The organism is Blautia obeum ATCC 29174 (assembly GCF_025147765.1).
Taxonomy (GTDB): Bacteria; Bacillota; Clostridia; order Lachnospirales; family Lachnospiraceae; genus Blautia_A; species Blautia_A obeum.
Genome location: NZ_CP102265.1, coordinates 709,627 through 734,462, shown reverse-complemented (window position 1 = coordinate 734,462; position 24,836 = coordinate 709,627). Strand labels below are relative to the sequence as shown.

Below are 24,836 nucleotides of genomic sequence, written 5' to 3'. Positions count from 1 at the left end.
TTCTCAGTCTTCTCTCAGGGAACAGTCTGCTTCTTTCAGTGACAGATTCGGATTATAATACGGATCTCCCTTGCTCATCTGTTCGCCCCATTTCTCTTCGAAATGTTTTGTTTCCTTTTCGAAACGGAACTGTTTTTCCGGTGTGTCTTCCATTCCCCTTGACTTGGATTCATAGTGATAAAGTTCCGCATATGGTGTAAATACAACTTTCTTTCCAGCTGCCCGCTCTTTCATGCAAAGATCAATATCATTAAATGCAACCACAAACTCTTCGTCAAAACCACCCACAGCTTCAAAATCTTCGACTTTCATAAGCATGCATGCCGCCGTTACCGCACTGATTTCCTGAACATTTACGGCTCTTCCGAAATATCCTTTGTCTTCGCATGATGCCTGGCACATGATATGTCCTGCAATTCCGCCCATTCCCAGGACAACACCTGCATGCTGGATCAGATTATCCGGATAATAAAGTTTAGCACCAACGATTGCGACATCTGGCTGCTGGCAGATCATCAACATTTCTTCGATCCATCCCGGAGTAATGACTTCTACATCATTATTCAGGAACAGCAGATAACTGCCCTTTGCATCCTTTGCTGCAAAATTATTGATTGCGGCATAATTAAATCCCTCTTTCCAGGTGAGCACCCTTGCTTTTGGATAACGCCAGGAAAGATTTTTATAATACTCAAATGTTTCTGGCTTTTCGCTGTTATTTTCAACTACCAGTATCTCGTAATTTTTCCATGTTGATTTCTCATAAATGGAAGAAAGACATTTTTCAAGATCATCAATGTGGTCTTTATTTGGAATAAGGATGGAAACAAGCGGCTCACCCTGAATCTTCACATGACTGCGATACCAGCCCGGATGTTTCGTCATCTCCACTTCAGCCTCAATACCAACTCTTCTGTAATGTTCCTGAATTGCACGGCATCCGGCTTCATACGCATACGTCTTACTCTCTGGATTTGCCGCAACGGAATTCATATGACATCTCCAGTGATACAGTACTCTCGGAATATGGATTACCTGTTTTGCCTGTTCGCAGCAACGCAGGATAAAATCATAATCCTGAGAACCGTCATACTCCTGTCTCAGACCGCCTACCTGATCTACCAGGGCTTTTTTGACTGCAAAAATGTGGCAGATATAATTATTATCTCTTAAACGAAACAGGTTATAATCTGATTTAAAATGGGGTTCAAAATAAAATTCCCCATCCATACTCAGCTTGTCTTCATCTGTATAAACAATCTCCGGCCCCTGATGGTCATTGATGGCTTTGACGATTTCATATAACGCATCCGGTTCCAGCGTATCGTCGTGATCACTGAGCATCAGATATTCCCCCGTCGCCATCTCAATCGCTTTATTTGTATTAATGGAAATACCGCCATTTTCCTCCAGATGTTTGTACAGGATACGGCTGTCTTTTCCATAACGCTTCTGAATATATTCTTCTACTTTCTGATCCGGACTTCCATCTGCCAGACAAAGCTGCCAGTTTGTGTAACTCTGTGCCCGAACAGAATCGATCAATTCCTTTAGATATGGGGTTGGAGTACAGTACAGCGGAATCACAATACTGATCAGCGGATTCTGCTCAAAATGTGTATGTCTCTGTTTTCTGAGTGTACGCCGGTCAGCTTTATGGCGTTTGAACCACTCTTCATAGTCTTCCTTGTGTTCTCCATCTTTGTCTTTATGAAAAAGGCGTCCCCAGAATCCTTTGGATTTCTGCTCTTTACGAAGTGCTTTAATATCGATTTCATAAGTCTTTGTTGTGGAATCTCCACAAAAATGAAGTACGATACGATTCCCCGGAATTTCCAGAAAAGCTGCTGAAATACTGAATCCGATCTCCTGATTTTTGTAATCATCATCGAGATGACGACGTTCCACAACATCCGGTCTGCGTCCTCTTGTGATCTTGCAGTCCAGAAGTTCCGTGTTTTCTTTGTGAACCGTCACTTCCACATTTCCTCTCTGGTCCGTTGTCCATCCCTGGATTTCCAGCATCAGTCCATAAAGTACCTCTACACGGTCAATATGAAATTCTACCAGTTTATCATTGACCAGTTCATCCAGGTCATCACCCGCACACTCCCAAAGCAGTGTTTTTTCTTCTCCGTCCAGCAAAAGAAGTTCTAACAGATCGTATTTTCTGCGAAGTTCCAGTACCTCTGGAATCGTCACAGTAAAACCCGGAAGAAATCCTTCTGTCTCCACATCCAGAGACTGCGCCACATCCGGGCGTTCATATCTCTCGATTTCCGGTATATCGATTACTTCATAACCATCCCCAAGCAACTGAAAGATGCATTTCTTTTTTTCAGGATGCATATACCAACCTACAAGGCTCAGCACATGTCCATGTCTGTCATCGTATCTCTCTTCATCAATGCTGAAACAAAGTTTGTCCATAAATATTCCCCTATTTCTTTTTAATACTCCGGTACAGCTTCCATGCCTTTGTATTTTTCATTTCAGAAATCTGATGTTTTAGTTTCTGAATCTCTTTGTCTTTTTCTGCTGAGATCCGTGAAAAACTCATCCAGAACGCCTCCTGTGCTTCAGATTCCTTCATCACTTCAATCTCTATATAAAGTTTGCCTGTATTCTTTGGCAGACTCTCTATTACAAACTGCGGATCTCCGCCTCCAAAATAGTATCTTCCGCTTCCTATCGGAAAACCATTAGAAGAAAAATCCGCCTCTTTTCCGTTTTCAAATACAAGTTTTTTAAGGACCAGTCCCCCGGCAGCTTCCCCGGGATCCAGACGCAGTCGGCGCACATTCTGCGGAACAGTGATTCCGAAATCAATTCCATGTTTTGTCATTGGATAGATATCTGAATCCGCTTCCGAAAAGTCATTTCCTCGGTCATAAAATACCTGCAGTCTTCTCGTTGCACATGCGGCACGGATCCGGTCATAATATGCCATGATATCTACCTTGCCAGGTGAAACCTCATCATACATTTCCCGAAGAGGCACATGACCGCCTTCCATATATTTCTGGAAATTACGCTCCATCTCTGCATAAATTTCCAGTTCTTTCTCACTGATTCCTGCCTTTTTATAGAAATCAAGATCACGCAGTACAGCACGCTTGCCATCACTTTCCAGATAGTAATGGATCATTCTGTAAAGGATGAAATTGCACGGAATCGGAAAGCGGAAGGTCCATTCATAATCGATTACGGACACTTCGGAATCCTGAAGCAGAATATTAGCTGGCACAAGATCAATATTGGACATGCCGCTGCAACGACAGCTTTCACTGATTTCTGCATCACCAAAGACCTGCACGAATTCCGGTGTTTTAAAGAACATCTCTCCTTCATGGATACGACGGATCTTTTTGATATAGCTGAAAAACAGCTTCTCAAGCTCTTCTGTCTTTCCTGCCTCCAGAAGTTCGTCCAGTCTTCCTTCCAGTGTCTCTCCCTGCAGATATTCCAGACGTACTCCATCATTCTCAACTGTACAGGTATTCAGTTCCAGACCTTCTCTTCCGTAAAAGGTTCCCAGTTCCCTGGAGATTTTTTCCAGATTCTTCACATGTTCTTCAGAAGTTTTTTCTGTCGGTAACTTACGGACATATCTTCTCCCTGAAGAGTTTTCACAGATTTCCGTACGCACAGAAAATGCCGGATCTCTTTCATTGGAAAACTTTACATAAATGGTTTCTGCTTCTTTCTTTTCTTTTCCGATCAGAAGAAGAAAAGAATTGGCAAAATCCGGATACATATCATTCGCAAGAAGTGAATCATATACCGCAGATTCCTGGAAAAGCTGCAAACGCAGTCTGTCATAATTTGTTTCCAGACGATTCAGTTCTCCCTTCAAAGGAAGGCGACGGTCTGAATAAATCGTCATTGGTAATTTGTAATCCGGAAATGGATAATACCAGGATGCTTTAAGATCTCCTGCCTCTTTCAGGATTGCTGACATTTCTTTTCTGGAAAATGTCTTAACGCCACTTGTTGTCGGATAACCTTCCAGACCTTCAAAGAGAGTTCCAAAATGATCTTCCGTACATCCTGCCCAGTACTTCAGCCCCAGACGATTTTCGATTGCAAGAACGATCTTACCATCCGGTTTTAGATGTCTGGATATGATCTTAAGGAAATCCACATAAGGAGTCTCACTCTGTATATAAGCTTCTCCATATTCAAACACACCGATCAGTGTAATATAATCATATTTTTCGGTAAGCGTCTTCTCGACTTCCTGAAAATTCCCCATAAGGATCTTCAGATTGTCACAGTCTCTGTGTCTCCATGCATTGATCTGGCTTCGCTTTCTTGAAAGTTCAATACAGGTAACCTTTTTGGCTTTTTTGCAGAGAGCGCCGGTCACAGCACCACATCCGGAACCGATTTCAAGAACATTCTCTTCACCTGTAAACGGAATCCAGCTCAGTATATTTTCCCTGATATGAGAAAAATGATAGAGAATCGGCCAGCTCGCCCGCTCTGCAATAACTCCGTTCCATTGTTTTTCCCGGTAATTGCGTGCTATTTCCAGCATCTCATCCTCAATTGCACCATCTGTATACAAATCTTTGCCCGGATATAGTGTATCATCCAGAATTACCTGTCCGATTTTTTCCATTATTCCTCTCCGTACTGAATTTCTACTTTTGAATTCATATCATAAAATCCTACGGTATTCTGCGTTGAGATCACCGTAATATTACATGCATCATATAATCTGTGGAATACCGTAAAGTCTCCATCCTTATAGCCGGTACATCCAAAGGAAAGCAGATACTCCCCACCCTGCAGGAACATATCCTGTGTAAAGGTTACGGTACATACATCTCCGGCTTCAGAATGCTCAATATGCATTTTTTCAAACATCGTGTTGGTTCCTGTAATTTCTGTTCCACGAATATCCTTAAATGTATATGCCATGATCGGTTCCTGAATATTCTCATGAAATGCAACCCTCATCTTGATCGTAAAGGTTGTTCCCTTGTCGATGGTATTGGTATAACGGCCCTTTTCATCCATCACAACAAAATCTGTGATCTCAGCAAGTTTGCTGCCATATTCCAGCATATTCGGATTTACCTGGAATTTTTCACTCCAGTTTTCCTTTTTCTTTACTTCTTTTTCCACTTTCCTGGTCGGATCCTGGCCTACCAGAAGCTGCTTGTACATATCTACCATCTGCTTTGGAGAACCTTCTTCCAGCTTCACACCCTTATTCAGAAGAATAACTCTGTCACAGTATCTGGAAATACTACTCAGATCGTGGCTTACAAAAAGGATCGTCCGGCCCATTTTCTTAAATTCTTCGAATTTACGATAACATTTTGCCTGAAAGAACACATCCCCTACAGAAAGTGCCTCATCAACGATCAGAATTTCAGGATCGATATTGATTGCAACGGCAAAAGCCAGACGAACGAACATACCACTGGAATATGCTTTGACCGGCTGATGTACAAAATCGCCGATGTCTGCAAAATCCAGAATATCCTGCAGTCTGACATCAATCTCCTCTTTGGAAAAACCCATCATAGTTCCATTGAGATATACGTTCTCAATCCCGGTATACTCCATATTAAACCCGGCTCCCAGTTCCAGCAGAGCGGAAATTCTCCCATCTACTGTGACTTCTCCGCCGGTAGGATTCAATACACCGGTAATGATCTTGAGGATCGTGGATTTACCGGAACCATTTGTCCCAATAATTCCCACTGTTTCTCCTCTTTTTACATCAAAGCTGACATCCCGTAGTGCATAATGCTCTCTTACAGGAACTTTCATTCCCAGAGCCTCTTTCAACCGGTCAGACGGCTTATTATATAATTTATACATCTTATCCAGATGTTTTACCTGAATTGCAAATTCACTCATTCTACTCTCCGCTTACAGTACATCTGCAAAATGTACCTGAAGTTTTTTAAACAGTCTGGTTCCAAGCACAAATACGATCAGGGTAAATCCCCAGAAGTAAAGTGTCAGCACCGGATGCTCCCAGATTGCTACTTTGTTGATCAGAGAATCCCTGTATCCCTGCACAATATAGAATACCGGATTCAGTTTCAGTATATTTGCCAGAAGTCCTCCAAGACCAAGATCATTAAAATCCCACATGATCGGGGTAACCCATACACCAACCTGGAGCATAATGTTGATGATCTGACTCAGATCTCTGAAGAATACAACCGCCGCACTTGTCATATATGTGACTGCCAGAATCAGCATAAAAATGCAGAAGCTGTAGTATACCAGTTGCAGTGCATACAGACTCGGCGGATATCCCATGCAGGTATAGATCACCAGTACGATCACAACAAAAAAACAATGTACAAATACCGCTGAAAATACTTTCACTACCGGAAGGATCCGAATGTTAAATACTACTTTTTTTACCAGATAATTATATTCCAGAAGTGCATTCGTTCCTCCGGTCAGGCCCTCCTGAATAAAGAACCAGGGGACAAGACCTGCGATCAGCCAAAGTACAAATGGAACACCTTTATCCGAACCATTGCGAAGCGCCAGTCCGAATACAAACCAGTAAACGCAGATCGTTACGATCGGCTGAACAAATGCCCAGACTGTTCCAAAATAGGAACCCGCATATTTTGTTTTGAAATCATTTTTTGCCAGAGAAAACACTAATTTGCGGTTTTTGTAGATTTCCCCAGGCAGCCATGTTTCTTTTTTCAATCCTTTTTACTCCTGTTGGCAGTATATTCCTTAAAACTTCCCCATTTCTGATCTTTGTCAGAGAGGATCAGTTCCATACCTTCCGGAATCGGCCATTCTACTCCGATATCCGGGTCATTGTATGCAAGACCGCCCTCATCATTCGGATGATAAAAATCGGTACATTTATAAGCAAATTCTGCAGAATCAGAAAGAACAACAAATCCGTGAGCAAAATTCTTCGGAATAAAGAACTGTTTCTTATTCTCTGCAGAAAGAAGGACTCCATACCACTGTCCATATGTCGGGGAACCTTCTCGCAGATCGACCGCAACATCAAAAACTTCTCCGCTCACTACACGAACAAGTTTATCCTGTGGATAGTTGATCTGGAAATGAAGTCCACGAAGTACGCCTTTACGGGAACTGGACTGGTTATCCTGTACGAATTCCATATCGATTCCGGCTGCTTTGTAATCGTTGTAGTTATATGTTTCCATAAAATATCCGCGTTCATCACCGAATACTGCCGGTGTGATCACTTTCAGGCCTTCAATATGACATGTCTCTACTGTAATTTTTCCCATTTTATAATCCCTCCGCTATTTCAATCAGATATTTTCCATAAGCAGTCTTAAGAAGAGGCTGTGCCAGTTCAACAAGCTGCTCCTTTGTAATAAATCCGCGTTTGTATGCAATCTCTTCGATGCAGGAAATGTACAGTCCCTGACGTTTCTGGAATGCTGCAACAAAATCTGCTGCATCAAGCAGAGAATCATGATTTCCTGTATCCAGCCATGCAAATCCACGTCCCAGAGTCTCTACCTTCAAAGTTCCTCTTCTCAGATATTCGTTGTTGATGCTGGTGATCTCAATCTCACCACGGGCAGACGGTTTTACATTTTTGGCGATTTCTACAACATCATTATCATAGAAATACAGACCCGGTACTGCATAGTTTGACTTCGGATGTTCCGGTTTTTCTTCAATAGAAAGGGCTTTGCCGTTCTCATCAAATTCTACAACACCATATTCTCTAGGATCTCTTACATAATAACCGAAAATAGTCGCACCTTTTTCTTCTTCTGTGCGTCTGTAAGCATTCTGAAGGACTCTGGAAAAGCTCTGTCCGTAGAAAATATTATCTCCAAGTACCAGGGCAACTGCATCATTGCCAATGAAATCTGCACCGATGATAAATGCATCTGCCAGTCCTCTCGGCTGTTCCTGTACTGCATATTCAAATCTCATTCCAAGCTGGCTTCCATCTCCCAGAAGATCACGGAAAACCGGAAGATCTCTTGGTGTAGAAATGATCAGAACCTCACGGATTCCGGCAAGCATCAGTGTAGACAATGGATAATAGATCATCGGTTTGTCATAAACCGGCATGATCTGTTTGGAAATTGCCTTTGTTAATGGATATAATCTGGTTCCTGAACCACCTGCTAAAATAATACCTTTCATTATGTTTCCTCCTTTATTTCAAGTTCTTTATTTATTTTCATCCATTCTTTATATGAAGTGCGATCAATAATGCGATCAGAATCACTGCCATGACTCCCATTGCGATCAGAAGAGCTTTCATCATACCGGATAATCCCTCGGTACGGATCTCCTGAATCTGCTCGGACATGGATTTCTGTCCAGTCTGAACCTCTGCCTGAGAATCATTTTCCGTCGTCTCCAGCGAATCTGTCACAGTTTCAGCCGCCTCTGTTTCTGAAGGTTCTGCTGCTGTTTCAGCTGTCTCTTCCACGGCCGGAGTTTCTGTCGGCTGTGCTTCTGCCACATAGCCGACAAACTGTCCACTATAGTAATATCTGGTCAACGTCTTACCATTTCGCTCTGCTGTATCGGTTGTCAGATCATTAACCGTAACACCTTTTGGCACTGTCATTGCTGTTCCGTCCACATCGATCGTATCAAAATTATCAAATGCATAATTAAATAATGATGTACTGTCCGTACAGTTGATTCCAAGATCTGCCGCACGCATGGTAACTGCTATATACGTACGTCCGTTTCGTTCGGCAGCTGTCACAAGTGTATGCTGTGCATCCGTTGAAAATCCGGTCTTACCGCCTATGCAGTCTGCATAATAAAGATTGGACTCTTTTGCCATGAGCGGCATATGCGTATGCATAACCCTTGCTTCGCTTAAATTCGTTGCCGGGATCTTATAATTCGAACATTTCATCACCTGACGGAAACGTTTATTTCGAAGGCATGCACGCATGATCTTTGCCAGGTCATGAGCACTGGAATAATGATTTTCATCCGGCAGCCCACTGGCATTGGCAAAATGTGTATGTGTACATCCAAGTTCTTTTGCCTTCTGGTTCATCATTTCAACAAAATTTGCTTCTGTCCCACCTACCGTCTCAGCAATCTGTGCACAGACTTCATTGGCTGATTTAATATATGCAGCCATCCAGCAGTCCTTCATCGTCATCGTTTCACCAAGCTGTGCGTTGATGTTACTGCTGTCCCAGGTGACATCCCTGATTCCTGTTTCTGTAAAAGTAACAATATCCTTTGGGGAACTGTTCTCGATCGCAACCAACATCGTCATGATCTTTGTCGTGCTGGCAGGATAACGATATTCGTCCATTCCTTTGTCATACAAAACCGCTCCCGTATCTGCATCGATCAGAACTGCGGTTTCTGACGTGACAGCAGGAGCTGCCGGCCAGCCTGCAATGCTGTCACTCGCTACCGGTGCAGGAGTTCCATTGGCAGTTACGGTTGCTGCCTGTGCTGTCGCAGAAGACACCAGGATCACTGCCGCACCAACACCAGCCGCAATCCGGTATATTCCTTTGTTCATCTATTTACCTCCATTGTCATAAACTGTTATCTTATGTAGCCTGTCAGATTCTGCTTTTTAGAGCTAGACATATCTCATATTATTTTCTCACAATCGCTCTGTAAATTCAATGCCTATTTTCGCTAAAATCTTTTTCCATATCTCTGTGCATAAAAAACGCTGTACAGATCAGGAGAATTCCTGAAATATACAGCGTTTCTGATCTCATCTTTTATGAGATATTATTTTGTTTTATACATTGCTTCGTAATATTTCTGATAGTCACCACTGGTAACATTTTTCATCCAGTCTTCATGCTCAAAGAACCACTGGATTGTCAGACGGATACCATCTTCGAAACAGGTTTCCGGATACCAGCCAACTTCCTCTTTGATCTTGTCCGGTGCGATCGCATAACGACGGTCATGTCCCTTACGATCTTCTACATATGTGATCAGGTTCTCACTGACAAGTTCTTTACGAGGATCCCCTTCCGGGAGCATCTCCTGCAGAGTATCCAGAATGATATGGATGATCTGAATATTCTGTTTTTCGTTGTGACCGCCGATATTATATGTCTCGAAAAGTCTTCCCTTTTCCTGTACCATATCGATTCCTTTTGCATGATCCATAACATAAAGCCAGTCACGAACATTTTTTCCATCTCCGTATACCGGAAGTTTCTTTCCCTGAAGTGCATTGTTGATGATCAGCGGAATCAGTTTTTCCGGGAACTGGTATGGACCATAGTTATTACTGCAGTTTGTGATATTTGCCGGGAATTTGTAAGTATCCATGTAGGATTTTACCAGCATATCAGAGGATGCTTTACTTGCAGAATATGGACTGTGCGGATCATATGGAGTTGTCTCATAGAAAAATCCGCCGTCCTCTTCCAGAGAGCCATATACCTCATCCGTTGATACATGCAGGAATTTTTTGTCCGGTTTGAATGTTCCGTCCGGAAGTTCCCATGCAGATTTTGCTGCATTCAGCATAACCAGAGTTCCAAGTACGTTTGTCTTAACAAAAACTTCCGGATTACGTATACTTCTGTCTACATGACTCTCTGCTGCAAAATGAACGACTCTGTCAATGTCATTTTCATCAAAGATCTTCATGATTGCTTCGCTGTCACAAATATCAGCTTTCACAAATGTGTAATTTTCACGGTCTTCAATATCTTTCAGATTTTCAAGATTTCCTGCATAAGTCAGTTTATCTACATTGATAATACGGATCTCGTTGTCATATTTTTTAAACATATAATGAATATAGTTGGATCCGATAAATCCTGCACCACCAGTTACAAGGTATGTTCTCATTATTTTACTTTCCTCCTGAAAAGCGCCCTCCATTTGGGAGAGCGCTGTATTTTATTATTTACTTACAAGCCGGGTCCGTCGGGTCAAAGTTCTTGCTGCCTCTTAAAGGTGTGAGTGCTTTTCTGCCCAGAGGTCCTTTGAGTGCTTCATTGGATGTATATGTGCCATCAAAGATATGGATCTTGGAACCATTGCAGTTGTCCCAAACCCATTTTGCATCAGCTACACAGGCACGGATGCATCCGTGAGATGCCGGATTTCCAAGTCTCAGGTATTCTCCAACCGGAAGATTATAACTGTTTGCCTGACCACATGCTACGGAATGAACAAAAATACCATTCACAACATGTGTTCCATACTGTCCCCAGGATGGTCCCATCAGTTCCTGCCAGCGTCCTGCTCTGTGCATTGTCCATGTACCGGTAGGTGTCTCTGTACCGGCTTTACCAACAGAAACGCGGATTGTTTTGATCGGAATTCTCATGGTGCTGTCTGTGTAAACAGTCAGCACTCCGTTCACACGATCACAGGTCAGATAATAGCTGCTGCGTCTGAACTCATTTGTTCTGTCGTTGACTCTGTATCCTCTGCTGTTAAATCTGTACTGCATACCATTGATCCATCTGGTTGTATTCTTGACATATTTACCAGTCTTCGGATCGATATAACGTACATAGTTTCTGTTGTTATTTACAACAACCCAGCCAGCCTCAATGAAACGACCTCTGCCATCCAGGCTTCCGTAAGTTCCATTGTGTTCTACACCGGTTTTATTTGTTACAGCTGTCAGATTCTTGAAATAGAAGTAATAGAATCTTCCGTCTGTCTTGATACGTTTCCAGCCATTTTCTGCAAGTACACCGCTTTTGGAAGCATAATAGTATCTGCCATTATACTTAACCCATTTGCTTTTGTATACTTTACCTCTATATGATTTGGAACTGGATCTCTGGAAGAAGTAATATTTACCATTAATTTTGGTAACACCACTTGCCATACGTCCGTCTGCGAGATAATATCTTCCGCTCTTCCAGCAGTTTATAAAAGAGTTACCTTTGGAAGAGAAATAGAACCATCCGACAAATTTACCATTGACAGTAACTTTCTTGATTCCCTTCTGTTCCTGAACACGTCCTGCTACTTTTCCGAAATAATAATAGCGGTTTCCTGCTCCGGAAAGTTTCACCCAACGATTTTTCCAGGTAGCGCGACGTCCGTTGCCGGTGAAATAGTATCTGTATTTACCGTATTTGATCAGTTTGTTTCTGTATGCAACACCATTACCGTCAGCCATATAATAATATCTGTCAGCACCCTTGACTGGTTTTCTGTTTCTGATCAGGTAACCATTTGCATCCAGCAGATAAAGATTGTCGCTGTTACTCAGAAGCTTGTATGCTCCGATTCCTTTTTTCTGGTAATCTCCGTTTGCATTAAAATAACGCCACTGTGTACCCTTATTGGTACTCTTTCCAAACCATCCGTTGACTGCCATCTTACCAGGAATATCTCCTGCAGATGCTGCGGGCTGGAAATAGCAGATGCCTCCGCTGATCTTCTGATCTCCTACGTATGGCTTACCACCATTCAGAAGATAGTAAGAAGCTCCATTGATACTGTAAATCTTGTTTGCTTCAAGATTTACCTGTTTACCATTATCATGACCATAATAGTTAAATGCTCCCTGACCTGCATCCCAGATCCATGTATCGGAAATTGCCTGACCGAGCTGAGAATTATAAGGTGTCTTCTTATCTGCAGAAAGTGCATTCACAATCTGAACATCGCCTTCTGTACGGAAATAATAGAAATCATTTCCAACAGCATTTCTTCCTGTCAGAAGATATCCATCTTTATCAAATGCATAATATCCTGAAGCCAGAACACTGTTATTAACATTCAATGTTGTAATCTTTACCAGGCCATCTGCTGATGTATAATAAGCACTTGCACCTGCTTCCTCTGCCTGCTGTTCATCTGCAGCCGGCTGTGTCTCATCTGTCTGCTGTGTTTCTACTGCTGTCTCAACAGCTGCCTGTGATTCATCTACTACAGCTTCTGTAGTTTCTGCAGTTGTATCAACAGCCGCCTGTGATTCATCTGCTACAGCTTCTGTAGTTTCTGCTGCTGTATCAACAGCTGCATTCTCATCAGTTCCTGCTGCTTCTGCAGTTTCTTCTGTTCCGACAGCTGCTGCAGTTTCCTGTATTCTGGAAGGTGAGTACTTTTCCAGTTTCCATTTGCCATTTACAAATTTCCATCTTGTATACTCAAGGGAAGCTACTTTACCATTAGCATCAGATGATTCATTTGCTTTACCAGCTTCTTCTGCAGTTTCTTCTGTCACTGCCGGAGCCTCATCCTCTGCCTCTTCAGTCACAACCTCTTCCTCACCGGAACTGAAATCAACATCTGCCTGATTTTCCGTATCTGCCGGAACGCTATCTTCTGCCTGATCTGCATCATCTGCTGCCGCATCTGAATCGATATCGACTGCAGAATCATCTACTACTGCGGAATCATCTACTACTGCAGAACCATCGTTCTCGTCCGCAACGGACGCTTCATCAGATTCCGTTTCCTCTGCTGCTGACACCTCAGAAGAAAATTCGGCTGCACTGACAATACTTGCTTCTGCACCGGTAGATGCGCACATTGCAAGGCTCAACATTACTGCCACAACTTGTTTTTTCACGACTACTCCTCCTTAAACTTCTTTACATATGTTTCTATTCACCAAGACCACTGCTGATCGCATCGGTCAAAGCTTTCAATGCTTCCTGTTCGTCTGCCCCTTCGCAGACCAGTTCAATTTCATCTCCGCATTTTACACATGCTCCCAGTACACTCAATACACTCTTCGCGTTTGCTGTACCGCCTTCAAAAGTGAATGTGATCGCGGAACTGTATTTTATAGCTTCATTACACAATATACCAGCCGGGCGCAAATGAAGTCCCGATGGATTATTGACTGTTATCTTCTGACTTACCATTCTGAAATCTCCTGTTAATTGCTTTCATCTGCTGTAGAAATTTTGGAAATCTCCACCCCTGTCGTTACTTCGTCTACCAGCTCATATCCCTTCGGTATTTCTATGCTGACAGGCACTTCATAACTTCCTTCGCTCATTCCCTTAAGATCTATTGACGCTTTAATATCGCCTTCTGTGAGATCTGCAAGATCATCGGAAGTTTTCTTAACACGAATTTCTATCTTTGCAGTATCAAATGAAACCTGCATTCCCTCAGGTGAATCATTCACAATTATATTCTTTGTCGGAACCTCACATACATTGCTTCCCTCCGGAAGAATATTTACTCTGACAAATACATCTTCACTGGAATCGCTGGTAAGCTTCAGGCCATCCGGAAGATAATCTGAAATATTGATTTTCTCTTCAAAATCACTGTTTCGATCCGAAATATCCGCCACAGAACCCGGCAGCCAGATCGTATTATTCTGCTCTTTCAGTGATGCCAGTGCATCTTCACTTCCGGCAATACTGATCACATTCGGTGTTGTCATAATACTCTCCACCTGATATCCTGCTGCCGGAGTACCGGAATACTCTGCACTGATTCTGACATTCGACTGAACTTTCCATAATTTTGCAGTTACATATACTTTCGAAACATTCAGATAACCCATGTCTGTATCGGTAAATTCCTCACCGTTCTTATCAATGATCTTGACATCGGTCTCCTGAGTCACATCTTCCATTGCTCCATCTACATCGATGGAAGCATTTACCTTATCTATTTTATTGATCAGAGACACCGGACCTGTAATTTTGATTTTCTCCGGATTGGAAATCAGCGCTCCAATTTCATAGCCCCTGTCAGGTTTTGTGTTGTTTGTATTCACATTTACTACAAACTCCTGTGTATCTTTATCCTCCAGATGAAGGCTCATATTCTGCGGACTCACTTCAATATTGTCTGCTGAAATCCGCCCACAGGATACAGTGATCGGAACCATGACCGGATCTGTTTTCAGGCTCACCGCCTGCTGAAGATCCGCAACCGCACGAATATCATTGAGTGAGATCCTGTCCAGGATCTTTCTCTGAGCTTTGATCGTCACACGGATGGGAACCTGTTCTTCATCCTGCATACACATTTTTCCGTCTGCATCGATATATGCCTCATTCAGCAATTCCACATCTGACACAATGAATGACTTTGTACTGATCGGATTGTTTATATTGACAACCAGAAGCCATACCAGAATAGCAATTGCAAGAGACAGAATTTTCAAAGAAAGATTATTTCCTATTTTTTTCTTCATGTTTCACTCTTCCCTTCAACAACTGTCTCAGTTTGTTGTTATCCACAATTTTCTTATTCTGTGCTTTTTCCAGTACTTCACGAAGCTGACTGCTGCTGATATTTCTCAACAGCCGACCGTTCTGTGCCACAGAAACCTGTCCTGTTTCCTCTGAAACAATGATCGTAACAGAATCTGTCACTTCACTGATTCCAACACCTGCACGATGTCTGGTTCCAAGCTGTTTACTCAGTTCCATATTGTCAGACAGTGGAAGATAACAGGTTGCAGCAACAATACGATTTCCTCTTACGATCACTGCACCGTCATGGAGTGGTGTATTGTGTTCAAAAATATTGATCAGCAGCTGACTGGTCAAAAGAGCATCCACATTGATTCCCGTTCTGACATATTCATCAAGTCTGATCTCCTGTTCGATCACGATCAGTGCGCCTGTCTTAACCTCAGCCATATCAAAACATGCTTTGATCAGTTCATTGACCGTCTTATCTGTAAATCTTTCTTTTACTTCTTTGCCGGAATCAAAAGGAAAAATGGATGCCATGATTTTTTTCTGTCCCAGCTGTTCCACGACCTTTCGCAATTCAGGTTGAAATATTACAACGATCGCCGTGATCAGTGCACTGGCCAGTTTTGATACGATCCACAGGATCGTATTTATCTTAAATATATAAGCAATAATAAGAAATGCGCCAATGACCAGAAGTCCCTTAAGCAGAGTATATGCGCGTGTAAATTTGATCCACACCATGAACTGATATACAAAAAATGTAATCAGGATTATTTCAATGATATCGATAATACTGACAGACGGCAGATTGATATCTGATAAATATCTTGCCAGTATGTCTGTAATATTCCGCATAAACTCTCCTCTCCTTCTGTTGCTGTTGTCAGGTTACTTTTGCCGGATCACAGATCCTTCAGGGATTCCTCCAGCTTTTTCTCAAAATCAATATCATCTATATCAGCCTTCTGTACTACAGACGCCGCTTCTGTTTCCTGAACTCTTTTTTTCTTTTTCGGTGGCTCTTCCCCCTGAAAAAGAGGGGTGGAATAATTTACCACGCGCTCTGCCGATTTTCGTTCTTCTCTTGCAGATTCTCCGTTGATCTTTTTGATACTTCTTTCAGAAGTAGCAACCAGTGCCTTCGGAACAGCCTTCACATAATAATAGTAATCGTCATCTTCATATTCCAGACGTTCCGTTCTTGTATAGTCTCCACCAAACACAAAGAACTCCAGTATGATTCCAACCAGTACCGCAACCACAGTATAAATGATCAGTGAAAATACGGAAATTGAAATTCCAAGACTCATACTTCCTGCCAGCATGATCACAATATAGATCACTCCACCGGCAACAATTGCAATTCTCCATGCATAATCAAACATGCGGGTACGAATCAGATTCACAGCAAGAACCACTACAATAAAAGCAATCAGTGTAAGCCACATTTCACCATTCTTCATAAGGCTGTCTGACAGAAGTGTCAGTTTACCGACAATGTCTGAGTCCATGCCAAGAAGAGCCTGCGACTGTATACGTACTGTACGGACAAAATAATAGATGATCACGCCGCCAGCTGCCGGAAGTGCTGATACCGCACTGCTGAGAAGTCCGCATCCGATCGGAAGCAGCACCGGAATATCAAATGCAAATGCGAGTGGTGTAAACACAAGCACGATATTTTTACCGCTGCTGAAACGCAGGAAAAGGATCATCATGAACAGAATCAGTACCAGAAGAAAAGCTGCCACTTCGATTCCAAGTGCATAACAATGTCCCACCATCAGTGCAAATCCTGCGAAGATCATCATTCCGGATGGAAGAATACAGCAGATCAGCGATAAGATCAATACAACAAAAATATTATCCAGTGCAGTCATATATCCCATGTTGGTATTGATCCAGATGAAATAAACCAGTGCAAGGACAAATTTCAATAAAGGAAGCAGGTACATTTCGTACTGTGCATAAATTCCTTTTATTTTCTGTTTGAATTCCAGTAATGCTGTCATTTACGATACCCTCCTGCGTTTCCTCTGCCAGAAGATTTTTTTTCTTCTCTGGCATAAATCTTATTCAGTTCAGTAAGCTGACTGTAGTATTCTCTGACACTCTTTTTTGCCCGATAATACTGAACCGAGTACTGTATATACGTCAGGACTGAATATGCCACAAGTACGATCAGATAGCCGATCACAATATATACACCGAGCATTATCAGATTCATTTTGTGTATATTCTCCAGAAGATATTCTCCAAAATAAACCGCTACAGCTGCAACGCTCAGACAATATCCAATTGTGACCAGAAAAAAATTCTTGATCAGTGCCAGCCCTATATAATCGCTTCGGTAATACTTGCTGACCGGCAGATATTTTCTGCCCTTGCCCTGCTCATACATGGCAAGTTTTGTCATAATCTTAACCTTCTCTTCGTTGATCATATCCTGCTCCTCACAATCATTGTTACTGTACACAGTAACTTGTTCAAACCATATTTCCTGAAAATACCAGAAATAATCATACATAGATTGATTGTATCATATATCCCGAATCATGAAAAGTATTTTTTCCGCTTCCGTCCAACCTTCGTTCAAAGATGTACCCATTCAGATGTTTCCCGTACACAAAGTTACAAAAAATACGGCTTTCGCTCCATTTTCCAGCAGACATTCTGCCATGGCTTCCACTGTACTCCCTGTCGTATACACATCATCGACCACAAGAATTCTCAGGCCTGTTACCGGCCCTGCTGCCTGAAACGCATTTCTGAGATTTTTCTTTCGCTCTTCAGCGTCCAGTTTTTTCTGTGACCGTGTTTCCCTGGACTTATAAATAACATCTTCCGCAACCGGAATTCCAAGGATTTTCCCAATGCGCTCTGCCAAATCGGCCGCCTGGTTAAACCCTCTCATTCTCTTTTTGCGCCTGTGAAGCGGCACCGGAATGATTACGTCCGGTCTCCAGCTTTTTATATCTCTTCCCACATATCTGCACATCGATTCCGCATAATATTTTCCATATTCACGGCTCCCGTAATATTTATACCGAAGAAGAGAATTCTTCATCTGCGCATTATACAGAAACACACTTCTTCCACGAATAAATTTCCGTTCTCTGTGCCGACATTCACTACAATATTCTTCCGTCTCATTTACCGGTTTTCCACATTTCATGCAATAATATTCTGAAACAGGGTGAAAAATCGATTCGCACTGCGGACAGATACTTCTTTGTTTATCCTCCAGAATACCGCCGCATGCAGGACATCTGGGAGGGTACAGTACATCCAGACATTTTTCTTTCATTTTTTTCAAAGAAAGCCTTTCTCCCCGATGATATGCTCTCTTTTCCTGTTATCGAGTTCTTTTGCAGAGATTTATTCGGTTTCCTGAATGCGCTGATCCAGCGAGCTGTATCTTCTCTGCTGCTTCTCATTTCGGATCATATCACGGAAAGTCTCCTCACTTCCCACAACAGTAACGCATTTTCTCGCACGTGTTACTGCTGTATAAAGAAGATTTCTGTTCATCAGCATTCTCGGACCGGAAAGCAGTGGAATGATCACTGCCGGATATTCTGATCCCTGTGATTTATGTATGGTTACTGCATAAGCAAGTTCCAGTTCATCCAGCTGTTTAAATGAATATTCCGCCCATCGGCCATCTTCAAACTCAACTTCTGCTGTTTCTGCAAATTCATTGATTGTTTTGATGATGCCGGTGTCCCCATTAAAAACTCCAACACCTTTTTCGATCGGTATTCCATATCTTCCGCGGATTTCCCATTCCAGCTGATAATTATTGCGAACCTGCATGACCTTATCACCCTCACGGAAAAGTCCCTGTCCTATTTCTTTCTCTTTCTTGGAAGCGTCCGGCGGATTCAGGTATCTCTGCAGGATCTGATTCAGACGTTCCACACCGAGAAGTCCTTTTCGCATTGGTGTCAGAACCTGGATTTCAAACGGTTTTGCTTCCACATATTTGGGAAGTTTTTCCTGAATCAGTGCAATCACTACGCGAATGATGATATCCGCATCGTATCTTTTGAGAAAAAAGAAATCCCGGCTCTTGTTATTGATTTCCACCTGCTCACCTTTATTGATCTTATGTGCATTCACAACAATGTCACTCTCTGATGCCTGTCGGAAGATTTTCTTCAGTTCAACTACCGGAAACTGTCCACTTCGGATAATATCGCGAAGTACATTTCCCGGTCCAACACTTGGAAGCTGATTTTCATCTCCTACCAGGATCAGTCTCGTTCCTGCCGTAACTGCCATAAGAAGCGAATGGATGAGATGTATATCCACCATCGACATCTCATCAATGATAATGACATCCGTTTCCAGAGGATTTTCTGCATTTCGTTCAAAATGAATGGGCTGGCCTTCTCTGTCATCTTCCGGCATTCCCGAAAGTTCGAGAAGACGATGGATCGTCTGTGCCTCATAGCCGGTAGCCTCTGTCATACGCTTCGCTGCCCTTCCGGTTGGAGCCGCCAGCCTGATCTCTGCACCTTCGCCCTCAAAATATCGGATGATCGCATTGATTGTCGTTGTTTTTCCGGTACCGGGACCGCCGGTGAGAATAAGCAGGCCATGCCCGGCAGCTTCCTGCACTGCTTTTTTCTGCATTTCATCCAAAACCGTTCCCGTTTCTTTCTCTATCTGGACAATTCTTCGTTCCACTATTTTCTCATCTTCCGGGCAGAAAATATCAAGTTCCCGAAGCATTCTTGCCGTATTTAACTCCAGATAATAATATTGAGCCGGATAGATCAGTATCTGATCTCCTTGTTCCTTCTGAACGATCTTACGGTCCATCGCCAGATCGACCAGATGCTTCTCCATATAAGAAGAATCTACACCGAGCAGTTCTGCTGCACGCTGAAAGAGCTCGTCTTTCGGAAGATATACATGTCCCTCCCCGGTTGCCTGCAGAAGAGTATATACCATTCCACTTTTTATTCTGTAATCTGAATCTGTATGAATTCCAATGCGATAGGCGATCTCATCTGCAATTTTGAATCCCACACCACTGATATCATCTGCAAGTCTATACGGGTTTTCCTGCAAAACACTGTAAACAGAGTCTCCATACTTCTGGTAGATTTTGGCACCAAGGTTCAGTGAAATCCCATATTTCTGCAAAAACATCATTGCCTTCCGCATATCGGACTTTTCCGCGATCTGCATGGCAATCTCTCTTGCCTTTTTTTCACTGATTCCCTTAACTTCAGACAGTCTTTCAGGCTCATTTTCTACTATCTGAAACGTATCATCTCCAAAATGACGTACGATCCTTCCCGCCAACGCCGCGCCAATTCCTTTAATCGCACCCGAACCGAGGTATCTTTCCATAGCCAGTGCATCTTCCGGCATTTTTTCAGTCAGCCGCACTGCCTGAAACTGCTTTCCATAAACCGGATGCTGTGTAAAATTCCCCTCCAGTTCTACAGATGCTCCCTGTGTGACCACCGGAAAACTTCCAACGCAGGTCAGCTCATCTTCCTCGCTGACCCCTTTTAATACCATAACCGTATATCCATTATCTTCATTTCGAAAAATAATATGATCAATATATCCTGTAATGCTCTCGCTCATTTCTTCCTCTTTCTTCCGGCCCCAAAATTGCTACTGTTTTTCAGCCTTATAACAGCAAAACCAGGATATCTATGATCTATCATAAATATTCCTGGCTCCTGTCTGCAGTTATTAAGATTCCATACGGCTCATTATCTCTGCATATTTGCCGGTTCCAACAGCTACCACATGCATCGCATTCTGAACAGTCAGAGTATTTACCCCTGTCCTCTGCTCGATCAGTGCATCCATTCCCCGAAGCAGTGCTCCTCCGCCCGCCAGGACAATTCCTCTGTCCACAATATCAGCGGCCAGTTCCGGCGGTGTCTTTTCCAGCACTCCATGGACTGCTTCTACGATCTGTCCTGTCGCATCTTTCAGTGCCTCACGGATTTCTTCGGAAGTCAGTTTTACTTTTTTCGGAAGTCCTGTAAGTACATTTCGTCCTTTTACTTCCATCACCTGTGGATTCGCCTCTTCGATAGCTGTGCCGATTTTTATTTTGATTGCTTCTGCAGTATCCGATCCGATAAACAAGCTGTGCGTCTTTCGTATATAACTCATGATTGCCTGGTCAAACGCATCTCCCGCAACCTTGATCGTTGATGACACAACAACACCGCCAATCGAAATAACAGCAATATCCGTTGTGCCGCCACCAATATCCACGATCAGATTGCCAAAAGGCTTGGTAATATCCACACCGGCACCGATTGCAGCAGCGATTGGTTCTTCAACCAGAAACACTTCTCTCGCTCCTGCCTGATAAGTTGCTTCTTCCACTGCCTTACGTTCGATCTCCGTGATACCACTCGGCACACACACGCTGATCCGTGGTTTGCGGAACGCCCGCCGCCCCATCGCCTTGGCGATAAAATATTTTAACATTTTTTCCATAACGACAAAATCTATGATCATTCCCTGACGAATCGGACAGATTACTTCCATATTGGAAGTAACATGCCCAGCCATCTGCCGGGCTTCTTCACCAATTGCTTTGATCTTCTCTGTATCTTTATCATATACTACTACAGATGGTTCGCTCAAAACAAGGCCTCTGCCCGTAGAATATACCAGACTGTTTGTCGTTCCCAGATCTATTCCTATATCATTTGCAGGCATAAGATCTCCCTTCCATATGCTTCCTGTAAAAATCTGATATTCTTTCGATATACATATAATCACGCTTATTATAAACAACTTTTCAGCAATTGAAAAGTCCCTTATTCATAACAAAACACCTGCGGATATTAACACGCACAATAACCGGCCGTTTACTTTAAATATTTTGCCACATACTGGCCTGTGTAGGAATCCGGGCAGACAGCAATTTCTTCCGGTGTACCTGTTGCAATAACAGTACCTCCACGTTCACCGCCTTCCGGTCCCATATCTATGATATAATCTGCAGTTTTGATCACGTCCAGATTATGCTCGATGACTACAACTGTATTGCCGCCCTCTGTCAGACGCTGCAGGATCTCAACAAGCTTATGAACATCCGCAAAGTGAAGTCCTGTCGTCGGCTCATCCAGAATATAAATGGTACGCCCGGTACTGCGTTTGCTGAGTTCAGTGGCAAGCTTGATTCTCTGCGCTTCTCCACCCGAAAGTTCGGTAGATGGCTGTCCAAGACGGATATAAGAAAGTCCTACATCATAGAGTGTCTGAATCTTTCTCTTAATGGAAGGAATGTTCTCGAAGAAAGCAAGAGCCTCTTCCACCGTCATATTCAAAACATCGTAAATACTCTTGTCTTTGTATTTTACTTCCAGTGTCTCACGGTTATATCGTTTGCCTTTGCAGACTTCACATGGTACATAAACATCTGCAAGGAAATGCATCTCAATCTTGATGATACCATCACCACTGCAGGCTTCGCAGCGTCCGCCTTTGACATTAAAACTGAAACGTCCTTTCTTATAGCCACGTGCTTTGGCATCAGCTGTAGATGCAAACAGATCACGGATCTGATCAAACACACCTGTATAGGTTGCAGGATTGGAACGCGGTGTACGTCCGATCGGTGACTGATCGATACTGATTACCTTATCCAGCTGATCCAGTCCCTGAATTTCTTTATGTTTCCCCGGAATCACTCTAGCTCTGTTGAGGTCTCGCGCAAGCGTCTTATACAGAACTTCATTGATCAGGGAACTTTTGCCAGAGCCGCTGACTCCCGTCACCGCAGTCATAATGCCAAGCGGCACATCTACATTTACCTGTTTCAGATTGTTTTCTGCTGCTCCACGGATTTTCAGCCAGCCGGTCGGTTGTTTACGTTCTGTCGGTACCGGAATTTTGCAACGTCCGCTCAGGTAAGCACCTGTAATTGAACGTTCATTCTTCATCAGCGTCTCTGCCGTACCAATTTCCACCAGTTCTCCACCATGTTCTCCGGCTCCCGGACCGATATCCACAACACAGTCCGCTGCGCGCATGGTATCTTCATCATGTTCAACCACAATCAGACTGTTACCCAGATCACGAAGACGCATCAGTGCACGAAGAAGCTTATCATTATCTCTCTGATGAAGTCCGATACTCGGTTCATCCAGAATATAAGCGACTCCCACCAGTCCGGAACCAATCTGTGTTGCCAGACGGATTCTCTGTGCTTCCCCACCGGACAGCGTCGCTGTTGCACGGCTCAGAGACAGATAATCCAAACCTACCTCAGACAGAAAACCAACTCTTGCACGGATTTCTTTCAGAATCTGCTTACCGATCAGTTCCTGCTGTTCAGTAAGTTTCAGCTCACTCATGAATTTCTTCAGATTTTCTATAGAAAGAGAAGTCACTTCATAAATATTGCGATCTCCTACCGTCACCGCCAGAGATTCTTTTTTTAATCGCTGGCCTTTGCAGGTCTTACACGGTGTGATCCGCATAAACGACTCATACTCCTGTTTCATCGCATCGGATCCTGTTTCGCGGTATCGCTGTTCCACATTTTTGATCAGACCCGGGAAAGCAACGTCATAAACGCCTTCTCCACGCTGACCTTTATAATATACTTTGACAGCATGTCCATTTGTACCATGGATCAGAACATTCTTAACATCATCCGGATAATCCTGGAACGGAGTATCCAGGCTGAAATGGTATTCTTTCGCCAGTGCATCAAGGATTGCTCTTGTAAAACTGCCCTTATCTGTGCAGGACTGCCAGCCCATGACCACAATAGCTCCCTGGGAAATACTCAGAGATTTATCCGGAATCATCAGATCAATATCAAATTCCATCTTATATCCCAGACCAAAACAATCCGGGCAGGCTCCAAACGGATTATTAAACGAAAAGCTTCTCGGCTCGATCTCATCAATACTGATCTGACAATCCGGGCAGGCAAAGCTCTGACTGAATGTCTTCACAGTACCATCCATCGTATCTACCATAAGCAACCCATCCGAAAGATTCAGAACTGTCTCAATGGAATCAGACAATCGTTTCTCGATTCCCGGTTTTACTACCAGACGGTCTACGATAATTTCTATATTATGTTTGATGTTTTTATCCAGTTTAATTTCTTCAGACAGCTCATACAGATTTCCATCAATCTGTACACGTACATAACCGCTGCGTTTCGCCTGATCCAAAAGCTTTGCATGTGTTCCCTTTCGACCACGAACTACCGGTGCCAGAAGCTGCAGCTTTGTTCTTTCAGGAAGTGCCATAATATGATCAACCATCTGATCGACTGTCTGCTTTTTGATTTCCTTTCCGCACTTCGGACAATGCGGAATACCAATACGTGCATAAAGAAGTCGGAAATAGTCATAAATTTCTGTAACTGTTCCAACCGTTGAACGCGGATTGCGGTTGGTAGATTTCTGATCGATGGAAATTGCCGGTGGCAGTCCTTCGATCGACTCTACATCTGGTTTCTCCATCTGACCCAGAAACTGCCTTGCATAAGATGACAGAGATTCCATATAACGTCTCTGCCCCTCTGCATAGATCGTATCAAATGCCAGAGAAGACTTTCCTGATCCGCTGACTCCCGTCAGAACCACAAATTCATCTCTCGGAATATCCACACTCAGATTCTTGAGATTGTTGACATTTGCTCCTCGAATCTTAATAAACTTTTTTCCAGTTGTTCGTTCAGACATCTTTTCTCCTCTTATCCGCTGCATGTTC

General features: G+C 43.0%; 18 protein-coding genes. All 18 read right to left on the bottom strand.

Annotated features, from left to right (window positions below):
* Positions 1–3: 3 nt before the first annotated feature.
* The 18 genes from NQ503_RS03465 to uvrA all read right to left on the bottom strand — a co-directional run bounded on the left by NQ503_RS03465 (position 4) and on the right by uvrA (position 24,808).
* Entirely contained in the window at positions 4–2,430 is a 2,427-nt protein-coding gene (locus NQ503_RS03465; RefSeq protein WP_005422717.1) for a glycosyltransferase family 2 protein, read from the bottom strand.
* Between the two features lie 10 nt (positions 2,431–2,440).
* Positions 2,441–4,624, bottom strand: a complete 2,184-nt coding sequence (locus NQ503_RS03460; RefSeq protein WP_005422715.1) for a class I SAM-dependent methyltransferase — start codon at positions 4,622–4,624, stop codon at positions 2,441–2,443.
* The gene (locus NQ503_RS03455; RefSeq protein WP_005422714.1) at positions 4,624–5,877 is read right to left on the bottom strand and encodes an ABC transporter ATP-binding protein; all 1,254 of its coding nucleotides are present in this window, start codon (positions 5,875–5,877) and stop codon (positions 4,624–4,626) included. The genes NQ503_RS03460 and NQ503_RS03455 overlap by 1 nt, the downstream gene beginning before the upstream one ends.
* 12 nt (positions 5,878–5,889) lie before the next feature.
* A complete protein-coding gene (locus NQ503_RS03450; RefSeq protein ID WP_022388415.1) occupies positions 5,890–6,696 on the bottom strand; it encodes an ABC transporter permease in 807 nt (268 codons plus the stop codon).
* Positions 6,693–7,262 carry a dTDP-4-dehydrorhamnose 3,5-epimerase gene (rfbC, locus tag NQ503_RS03445; protein ID WP_005422711.1) on the bottom strand — a complete coding sequence of 190 codons (570 nt, stop codon included), beginning with the start codon at positions 7,260–7,262 and terminating at the stop codon, positions 6,693–6,695. The genes NQ503_RS03450 and rfbC overlap by 4 nt, the downstream gene beginning before the upstream one ends.
* A gap of 1 nt (position 7,263) precedes the next feature.
* Positions 7,264–8,142: a glucose-1-phosphate thymidylyltransferase RfbA gene (rfbA, locus tag NQ503_RS03440; protein ID WP_005422710.1), complete on the bottom strand. Its 879-nt coding sequence runs from the start codon at positions 8,140–8,142 to the stop codon at positions 7,264–7,266.
* Positions 8,143–8,179: 37 nt separating this feature from the next.
* Positions 8,180–9,505, bottom strand: a complete 1,326-nt coding sequence (locus NQ503_RS03435) for a D-alanyl-D-alanine carboxypeptidase family protein (protein WP_005422709.1) — start codon at positions 9,503–9,505, stop codon at positions 8,180–8,182.
* A 221-nt stretch (positions 9,506–9,726) separates the two neighbouring features.
* Positions 9,727–10,809 carry a dTDP-glucose 4,6-dehydratase gene (rfbB, locus tag NQ503_RS03430; protein WP_022388418.1) on the bottom strand — a complete coding sequence of 361 codons (1,083 nt, stop codon included), beginning with the start codon at positions 10,807–10,809 and terminating at the stop codon, positions 9,727–9,729.
* Positions 10,810–10,867: 58 nt separating this feature from the next.
* Entirely contained in the window at positions 10,868–13,504 is a 2,637-nt protein-coding gene (locus NQ503_RS03425; RefSeq protein WP_044924966.1) for a L,D-transpeptidase family protein, read from the bottom strand.
* Positions 13,505–13,538: 34 nt separating this feature from the next.
* Entirely contained in the window at positions 13,539–13,802 is a 264-nt protein-coding gene (locus tag NQ503_RS03420; protein ID WP_005422704.1) for an HPr family phosphocarrier protein, read from the bottom strand.
* Between the two features lie 14 nt (positions 13,803–13,816).
* Positions 13,817–15,097, bottom strand: coding sequence for a CdaR family protein (locus NQ503_RS03415; RefSeq protein ID WP_055066509.1), 1,281 nt, complete (start codon positions 15,095–15,097; stop codon positions 13,817–13,819).
* Entirely contained in the window at positions 15,075–15,962 is an 888-nt protein-coding gene (cdaA, locus tag NQ503_RS03410) for a diadenylate cyclase CdaA (RefSeq protein ID WP_259893311.1), read from the bottom strand. Before cdaA ends, NQ503_RS03415 begins: the two co-directional genes overlap by 23 nt.
* Positions 15,963–16,009: 47 nt before the next feature.
* A complete protein-coding gene (locus tag NQ503_RS03405; protein ID WP_022388422.1) occupies positions 16,010–17,119 on the bottom strand; it encodes a hypothetical protein in 1,110 nt (369 codons plus the stop codon).
* Entirely contained in the window at positions 17,116–17,550 is a 435-nt protein-coding gene (locus NQ503_RS03400; protein ID WP_022388423.1) for a hypothetical protein, read from the bottom strand. The genes NQ503_RS03405 and NQ503_RS03400 overlap by 4 nt, the downstream gene beginning before the upstream one ends.
* Before the next feature lie 165 nt (positions 17,551–17,715).
* The gene (locus NQ503_RS03395; protein WP_044924972.1) at positions 17,716–18,414 is read right to left on the bottom strand and encodes a ComF family protein; all 699 of its coding nucleotides are present in this window, start codon (positions 18,412–18,414) and stop codon (positions 17,716–17,718) included.
* Positions 18,415–18,485: 71 nt separating this feature from the next.
* Complete coding sequence (recD2, locus tag NQ503_RS03390; RefSeq protein ID WP_022388425.1) at positions 18,486–20,714, bottom strand: SF1B family DNA helicase RecD2; 2,229 nt, start codon at positions 20,712–20,714, stop codon at positions 18,486–18,488.
* Between the two features lie 111 nt (positions 20,715–20,825).
* A complete protein-coding gene (gene mreB, locus NQ503_RS03385) occupies positions 20,826–21,815 on the bottom strand; it encodes a rod shape-determining protein (RefSeq protein WP_005422681.1) in 990 nt (329 codons plus the stop codon).
* Between the two features lie 152 nt (positions 21,816–21,967).
* Positions 21,968–24,808, bottom strand: a complete 2,841-nt coding sequence (gene uvrA / locus NQ503_RS03380; RefSeq protein WP_055066510.1) for an excinuclease ABC subunit UvrA — start codon at positions 24,806–24,808, stop codon at positions 21,968–21,970.
* Positions 24,809–24,836: the final 28 nt, after the last annotated feature.